At 61.3% G+C, this 1425-nt stretch carries 1 protein-coding gene; it reads right to left on the reverse strand.

The annotated features are described in order from the left end of the window. Nucleotides 1–1310 (reverse strand): IS1634 family transposase (locus ACWDTD_RS20530; RefSeq protein WP_449748956.1); only part of this gene is annotated, 1310 nt, incomplete at its 3' end. Nucleotides 1311–1425 lie beyond the last annotated feature (115 nt).

Genomic DNA, 1425 nt, shown 5'->3' on the forward strand with positions numbered 1-1425 from the left:
AGGTGGGCACGGATCGAATCTTCCTTGCGCGCGAAGATAGGTCGGGCGGCCAGGTCGGACTTTGACATCCGAAAACTCTTCTCGATCCGCCACAGCTGATGGTACGAGCCGATCACGAAATCGGCTGTCGGAGAATCGATATTGGTGGCATAGGCCTTCCAACCGGCCAGGGTACGGGCCTTGATTTCCAGCTCCCGGTTGACAGTTCGGTCACCGCCTTTCAGCTTGACGAACCGGTTGCGTTTGACCGGGATCTTGCCTTCCACCGCCTTCTCGGCCTTGGCGATCTGCTCGTTGATACCGCGGATGCTGCGGCGAGCCCGATCGGCACTGTAGCGGTAGTACACCACCCGGTGACGGCGGTAGCTGGTCTTGGAGTTCGCCGGCAGTGGCTGGGTCAAGGTCAACCCGTCAGCGGGCGTGGAATTCGGATTGTTTTTGTGCCACTTCTGAATTTGGTACGGGACGCTGGGGATCTTCTCACCCAGGATGAACGACAACCCGGCATCCTCGATGGCCTTCATGTTCGCCGCCGAGATCATCCCGGCATCGGCCACCACCGTCACATCGGTCAGCTTGTGCGCGGTCATGAACGCGGTCAGGGTGGGCATCATCGTCAACGTCTCGGCCTTGTTCCCCTCGAAAGCTTCCATCATCAACGGGAATCCTGTTGCGTCGGTGAGCAACCCGACAGTGATCTGTGGTTCAAGACGACGCTCCTTGGAGAATCCTGGCTCGCGGAATCCATCCGCCTTGTCGGTCTCGAAGTAGAGGGTCGTCACATCGTAGAGACACAACGTGGCCGGCCCCAGACCAGCATGGGCGGCGCACGCGGCCGCCAAGTCGTGACGCCACCGGGCCGTGGCATAGATCGGCAGACGCCGATTCAGGGTGGGATAGGACGCGGCCTCGATCCCGGCCTCGGCCAAGACCCGCAACGAGTCCAGTTTGCTGGTCGGTTCGATGATCCGTGCGATCACGAGATCCCGAAACACCTGGTCACCGCCGGTCGCCGTCTGAAAGCCGAGTTCGTCATACACCCCGGCCACGCTGTCGCAGAGGTGACTCATCCGCGACGAGGTGATCGGCAGCGGCGCGCCAGTACCGCCCGGCGATACACCCACACCCAGATCAAGGGTCTCCTGATCACCGGCGATCCGTTGCGCAGCTACAGCTTTCAACGCCACGATCGCAGCCTCATCATGCGCCGAGCCGAGATGCTCAATATCGCGGGCACCCCGTCGTGACGAGTGCACGATCTGCACCGCAGTCGCTCCCGAAGCGGTCTTCACCGTCCGCACATACGCCACGAACGTAGCCTACGAGACCCCACTTAGTGCGCAAATCCACCCGCCCAACCACACAACACCCCAGGTCAGCGCGCTACGCGTCTACTATGTCCGATTCGGTGATAAAAGTCAGGTC

Source organism: Gordonia sp. NPDC003425 (genome assembly GCF_053588635.1).